Source organism: Streptomyces sp. NPDC088354 (assembly GCF_044753585.1).
Taxonomy (GTDB): Bacteria; Actinomycetota; Actinomycetes; order Streptomycetales; family Streptomycetaceae; genus Actinacidiphila.
In genome coordinates, this window is sequence record NZ_JBIVNJ010000129.1 from 1 (window position 1) to 2,823 (window position 2,823).

The window sequence follows — 2,823 nt, forward strand, 5'->3', positions numbered from 1 at the left end:
GGGGGCCCCCCCCCCGGGGGGGGGGGGGGGGGGGGGCGCCCCCCCCCCCCCGCGGGGGGGCGGGCGCGGGGCCCCCCCGGGGGGGGGGGGGGGGGGGGGCCCCCCCCCCCCCCCCGCCGGCGTGTGATCGGGCCCCAAGGCGTCCCGGAAAGAAGGCGGTTGCCGGGGCCGTCGGCCACCGGGCGGCTCGGGCGGCGCACCCTCCGGCACGGGCAGCGCACGCGCGGGCGCGCGAGCCTGCGGCCACCGTGCGCATGAACGCGCGCACAGCGGGTAGGGCATGGGGACACGTCGCTCGCCGCCGGACCCCCACGTCGACAACCCCGTGCCGACGCAGCGGGAAGGGCAGCGACGGGCAAGGGTGACACCAAGCCGAGCCGTCGTCAGGAGTATCCCGTGCTTCAACCGATCGAGCCCGCGGCAGCATCCAGTTCCTCCCTGAGTCACCCCCGGGACCTGGGCGGCCCATGGCATTCGGACGCGGCGTGCCACAGCGATGAGGCAGGTCTGTTCTTCGCCCCCTCCAAGGAGCCGACCGCGGCACGGCTGTCGCGCGAGGAGGCCGCGAAGCGGGTCTGCGCCCGCTGCCCGGTCATGCTGGAGTGCCGCGAGCACGCCTTGCTGCAGCCGGAGCCCTACGGGGTGTGGGGCGGCATGACCGCGGCCGAGCGCCGGGTCGTGCTCGCGCGCCGGCGTCGCCGCGAGGCGGAACTGCAGCGGCCGGAGCCGCGGATCGCTGCCGCGGGCTGACCCGCTCCGGGGCCGGGAGTCCGCCGCTGGGCGGGCTCCCGGCCCCTGTGTGCACGGTGGCCGGGCCTGCCGGCTTCCGGCTGTGCTCGCCTGCGGCCCAGCCCCTCCGGCCGGGCGGCGGTCAGCGCGCGCGGTCGAAGTCGATCGTGCTGTAGGCGCGGAGCTTCGACAGCCGGTGCGTGGAGTCGATCTGGCGGATGGTGCCGGACTTGGAGCGCATGACCAGCGACTGGGTGGTCGCGGTCTCGGCGCGGTAGCGCACGCCCCGCAGCAGTTCGCCGTCGGTGATGCCGGTGGCGACGAAGAACACGTTGTCGCCCTTGACCAGGTCGTCCGTGTGCAGGACCCGGTCGAGGTCGTGGCCCGCGTCGAGGGCGCGCTGCCGTTCGGCGTCGTCCTTGGGCCAGAGCTTGCCCTGGATGGTTCCGCCGAGGCACTTGATCGCGCACGCCGCGATGATGCCCTCCGGGGTGCCGCCGATGCCCATCAGCATGTCGACGCCGGTGCCCTCGCGGACGGCCATGATGGCGCCCGCCACGTCGCCGTCCGAGATGAACGTGATGCGCGCGCCGGTCTCGCGGATCTCCTTGGCCAGCCCGTCGTGCCGGGGCCGGTCGAGCACCACGACGGTCACGTCCTCGGGGGCGCCGCCCTTGGCCTTGGCGACCCGCCGGATGTTCACCGACGGCGGGGCGGTGATGTCCACGAAGTCGGCGGCCTCGGGGCCGGTGACCAGCTTGTCCATGTAGAAGACGGCCGACGGGTCGTACATCGCGCCGCGGTCGGCGGCGGCGAGCACGGCGACGGCGTTGGGCATGCCCTTGGCGGTGAGCGTCGTCCCGTCGATCGGGTCCACGGCGATGTCGCACTCCGCGCCGGTCCCGTCGCCGATCCGCTCGCCGTTGAAGAGCATCGGCGCCTCGTCCTTCTCGCCCTCGCCGATGACGACGACGCCGTTCATCGACACGGTCGAGACCAGGGTGCGCATGGCCTTGACGGCCGCGCCGTCCGCGCCGTTCTTGTCGCCCCGGCCCACCCAGCGGCCGGCGGCCATCGCGGCGGCCTCGGTGACCCGGACCAGTTCGAGGGCGAGGTTGCGGTCGGGGGCCTCGGGACTCACTTCGAGCTGCGGCGGCATGTTGTGGTTTTCGTGCTGCTCGGTCATCACAGCGCACCTTTCTGTACGAGGACGGCCGGAAAAGAGGGTGCTACGACCTTAGCCGCCAGGTGCCAGGATGAGCAGGCCCCCCGTCACATGAGCGCATCCGGCACGCGCGGGACCCGGGCGGCGGGACGCTCCGGGGCATGAGGGACCATAGGGGGCGTGGCAAAGAAGCGCGGCACGGAAACAGTGCGTGACATGGTGATCTCGATGGCGGCGATCGGCGTCGTGGTCGGCATCATCTGGTTCTTCATCCCGCACGACGAGAACCACGACCCCGTCCAGGTGGTCGGCTACCGGGTCGAGCTCGACCAGGCGCGCCGCAGCGCCCCGTACCCGGTCGCGGCCCCCGAGGGCCTCGGCAAGGGCTGGCGGGCGACCTCGGTGACGTACGAGGACACGAACCCGAAGGCGGTGCACTGGCACCTGGGCTTCGTCGACCCGCAGAACGAGTACGCGGCCGTCGAGCAGAGCAACGCGGACGCGGCGGCGTTCGTCGCGGCCACGAGCCACGACGCGCGCAAGAGCGGCACGCGCACCGTCGGCGGCGAGACGTGGGACCGCTACGAGGGTCCCAAGTACGACGCGCTGGTGCGGGAGAAGGGCGGGGTGACCACGATGGTCACCGGCACCGCTCCGGCCGACCGGCTCGCGGAACTGGCCGCCGCGCTCCAGGAGCGCAGCGGCCAGTAGGACCGGGCCCGGCCGGGGCCGGTGGCTCAGACGGTGGTGACGACCTCGTCGTAGGGCAGACGCGGCGAGCGCGCGCGCCAGGCGTTCTCGCCCGGCTTGCCGATGTTCACCACGGCCAGGACCGAGTGGTCGCCCTCGGGGAAGAACTCCTTGTCGATGCCCTCGGCGTCGAAACCGGTCATCGGGCCGGCGGCCAGACCCGCGGCGCGCACGCCGAG

General features: G+C 74.0%; 3 protein-coding genes and 1 pseudogene. 2 read left to right on the forward strand and 2 right to left on the reverse strand.

All coding sequences use genetic code 11. The features are described from left to right. The first annotated feature begins 396 nt into the window (after positions 1-396). Positions 397-750, forward strand: a complete 354-nt coding sequence (locus ACIP98_RS42150) for a WhiB family transcriptional regulator (RefSeq protein WP_401982166.1) — start codon at positions 397-399, stop codon at positions 748-750. Positions 751-871: 121 nt separating this feature from the next. Here ACIP98_RS42150 and glpX read toward each other — a convergent pair whose 3' ends face one another. Further along, positions 872-1,915, reverse strand: coding sequence for a class II fructose-bisphosphatase (glpX, locus tag ACIP98_RS42155; protein ID WP_319658763.1), 1,044 nt, complete (start codon positions 1,913-1,915; stop codon positions 872-874). Between the two features lie 159 nt (positions 1,916-2,074). Between glpX and ACIP98_RS42160 the strand changes: the two genes are divergently transcribed. After that, a complete protein-coding gene (locus ACIP98_RS42160) occupies positions 2,075-2,605 on the forward strand; it encodes a DUF4245 domain-containing protein (RefSeq protein WP_319658764.1) in 531 nt (176 codons plus the stop codon). Positions 2,606-2,631: 26 nt separating this feature from the next. Here ACIP98_RS42160 and ACIP98_RS42165 read toward each other — a convergent pair. Then, positions 2,632-2,823 (reverse strand): annotated as a pseudogene (locus tag ACIP98_RS42165) (nitroreductase family protein); the annotation flags it as partial.